A 3,206-nucleotide genomic window follows, 5' to 3' on the forward strand; every position below is an offset into this window, starting at 1 on the left:
GGCGTCGACGCCCCGAAGCGGCTGCGTCGAGCGCCCGTCGCTTTCGATTCCGGAGCGGCGGTCGTTACCCGTCACGAGGCGGTCGCGCCGGACGGCGAGCGCATACCCTATGTGCAAATCGGACCGCCGGGCGAGACAGGCGACGCGCCGGTCTATATGACCGGCTATGGCGGCTTTCGCGTCAGCACGCTCCCTTATTACTCCGCCACCAGGGGCAAGCTTTGGCTCGAGAAGGGCGGCGTCGTCGTGCTGACGAATCTGCGCGGAGGCGGCGAGTTCGGCGCCTCGTGGCACGAGGCCGGACGGCGCGAGGGCAAGGCCCGCTCGCATGATGATTTCGCCGCGATCGCCGCTGATCTCGTGGCGCGCAGAGTGACTCGTCCGCAGCGGATCGCTGCGGAGGGCGACTCCAACGGGGGCCTGCTGATCGCCAACATGCTCGCGCGGCATCCAGAGAAATTCGGCGCGCTGTCCTGCAGAATTCCACTCGTCGACATGCGCCGCTATCACAAGCTGCTGGCGGGTGCGAGCTGGGTCGCGGAATATGGCGATCCAGACCTGTCCGAGGATTGGGCGTTTCTCCAGGAGATTTCCGCCTATCACAATGTCGAGGCAGGCCGCGCCTATCCGCCGATCCTCATCGCCACCACGCGGCGCGATGATCGCGTGCATCCCGGCCATGCCCGCAAATTCGCGGCGAAGCTACAGGCGCTGGGCTATCCTGCCCTGTTCTACGAGCCGGCGGCCGGCGGGCACGGCTACGGCAAGGACAATGCTGAGGTCGCGCGCTTCGCGGCGCTGGGAATGAGCTTTCTGCGTCGCGCGATTGGATGGGAGGTGGAGGCCGGGACAATCGGGTGATCCTTTCCCGTGCCGAAGAGCCCCCGTCTCGAAGAGAGCGAAAACCATCCGCTGGACCCCCTCGCCCCTCGAGATGGTCGCTTCGCGACTTCCCCGACGTGAGGTCGAGGATCACAGGCGATCGAGCTAGGCTCAGGACCTGTTAATTTCGAGAGAGGCGTGATTCAAGGTCTCCGATATGGAGGCTTTGATGGGTGATTTGTTTTTGCTGAGCGAAATGCAGATGGCGCGAATTTCCCCTCATTTTCCCTTGGCGCATGGCGTGCCGCGGGTGGACGACCGCCGCGTGGTCAGCGGGATCGTCTACGTCATCAAGAACGGCCTGCAATGGAAGGACGCTCCGAAGGAGTATGGACCGCCCAAGACGCTCTATAATCGCTTCATCCGCTGGAGCCGGCTCGGCGTCTTCGATCGTATTTTCGCCGCGCTCGCAGGAGGAGGGCCGAAACCTGAGCGGATCATGATCGACTCCACTCATTTGAAGGCATATCGGACGGCGGCGAGCCTCCTAAAAAAGGGGCTCTTTCCCGCTGTATCGGCCGCACGAAAGGCGGGCTGAACTCCAAGCTCCACGTCGTCTGCGACGGCGCCGGCAAGCCGCTCGTCATGATGCTGACCGAAGGGCAGATGAGCGATCACAAAGGCGCGAGGCTGATGCTCGACGCGCTGCCGCCGTCCTCGGCCCTGATCGCCGATCGCGGCTACGACAGCGACTGGTTTCGCCGAGCGCTCGCGGAGCGCGGGACCGAACCCTGCATCCCCCCGACGAAGAGCCGTAAGAAGCCTCTGGATTACGACAAGGGGCTCTACCGGCAACGTCACAAGATCGAGAACCTTTTCGCCAAGCTCAAAGACTGGCGGCGCATCGCTACCCGTTACGATCGATGCGCGCACGCCTTCTTCTCGGCCGTATGCATCGCCGCCGCTGTCGCCTTCTATCTCAATCAATGAGTCCTGAGCCTAGGTCGTGAACCCATAAACGGATTGCGGGCAATCAGTGGAATTGGGCTTTGAGCCAAGGAATTCGTTGTCTTGCTTCGGTTTCCGCGGTATCCGCAGCATCGTAGATGCCGCAGTCAGGCCCTGGCGGGGACCACTTTTCCTCATCATCCACAGGCCACGGCTTTTCGGAGCGCCATTGCCTGCAATAGGTGAAAGCTCCGTCCGGTCGCTTCAGGATGAGCACACGCTCGGTGCCGTCGGGGCTTTCGAGGATGATCATGCTCAACCTTTGTATCTCGATGGCGATGAAGCGATCTTAAGGTGAGGCTTTTATCAGCCGGTAAAAAAATGATTCAGCATCGGCATGAGCCGATATGATCTGACCGACTTCGAATGGCGCGTAATCGAACCGCTGCTGCCCAACAAGCCGCGAGGCGTTCTGCGTGTCGATGATCGTCGTGTGCTGAACGGCGTATTCTCGGTGTTGCGATCCGGTGCGCCGTGGCGTGATCTGCCCGAACGCTACGGCCCGCGCCCTACCTGCTACAACCGCTTCGTGCGATGGCGGAAGGCGGGCGTCTGGGATCGAATGATGGATGCCATCGCCGCCGCCCACGATGGCGACATCCAGATGATCGACAGCACCTCCGTTCGCGCCCACCAGCAGGCCGCGACGGCAAAAAGGGGGATCGAGATCATTGTCTCGGTCGCTCCCGAGGCGGGCTCACTACCAAAATCCACGCGGTCGTCGACGCGCAAGGACTCCCGATCCGGCTTGGCCTGACCGCCGGACAGGCGCATGACGGCCAGATCGCCGACACGCTGCTCGACAACCTCGGCCCTCGCACCATCGTGCTGGCCGACAAAGCCTATGACGCCGATCGCATCCGCGCCCCGATCGAGGGACAAGGAGCCACGCCCAACATTCCGCCGAAGAGCAACCGGCGCTGGAAGCCCTGCTTCAGCAAGCGGCTCTACCGCGAACGCAACCTCATCGAGCGGTTCTTCTCCAAACTAAAGCACTTTCGCCGCGTCGCCACCCGCTACGACAAGCTCGCCGCCAACTTCCTCGCCATGGTGCAACTCGCCTCAGTTCGGCTGTGGTTGCGCGCTTATGAGTCTACGGCCTAGACAAGCGCTTCGTCGGGGCAACGCGCGCTCGTCTCGGACAAAAGCGATATCTGCAGGGCAATCAACTACAGCCTCAACCCCGGGCGTCATTCACGCGATTTCTCGACGACGGCCATATCTGTCTCTCCAACCGCTGAACGCGCCTTGCGTGGGCGGGCATATCCGTCTCTCCGATAACGGCGCGGATCCGGGAGGGCTATTGTCGAAGGCGACGGCGTGGCCAACGCGCGCGGCTCGTCCGGCGAGGCTCTATGTTCCATAATCGAGATTAT

General features: G+C 62.4%; 3 protein-coding genes and 1 pseudogene. 3 read left to right on the top strand and 1 reads right to left on the bottom strand.

Annotated features, from left to right (window positions below):
* Window positions 1–861: prolyl oligopeptidase family serine peptidase (locus A1351_RS06805; RefSeq protein WP_157096143.1), on the top strand; the 861-nt coding region annotated here is incomplete at its 5' end.
* A 190-nt stretch (window positions 862–1,051) separates the two neighbouring features.
* A protein-coding gene (locus A1351_RS23775) for an IS5 family transposase (protein WP_157096144.1) occupies window positions 1,052–1,812 on the top strand; the annotation gives its coding sequence in 2 pieces (ribosomal slippage) (window positions 1,052–1,385 and window positions 1,385–1,812; 762 coding nt in all).
* 43 nt (window positions 1,813–1,855) lie between these two features.
* Here A1351_RS23775 and A1351_RS06820 read toward each other — a convergent pair.
* On the bottom strand, window positions 1,856–2,089 hold the full coding sequence (locus A1351_RS06820; protein ID WP_157096145.1) for a hypothetical protein: 234 nt from the start codon (window positions 2,087–2,089) through the stop codon (window positions 1,856–1,858).
* Between the two features lie 78 nt (window positions 2,090–2,167).
* Between A1351_RS06820 and A1351_RS23780 the strand changes: the two are divergent.
* Window positions 2,168–2,934, top strand: a pseudogene (locus A1351_RS23780) (IS5 family transposase).
* Window positions 2,935–3,206: the final 272 nt, after the last annotated feature.

It is taken from the genome of Methylosinus sp. R-45379 (assembly GCF_001644125.1).
Taxonomy (GTDB): domain Bacteria; phylum Pseudomonadota; class Alphaproteobacteria; order Rhizobiales; family Beijerinckiaceae; genus Methylosinus.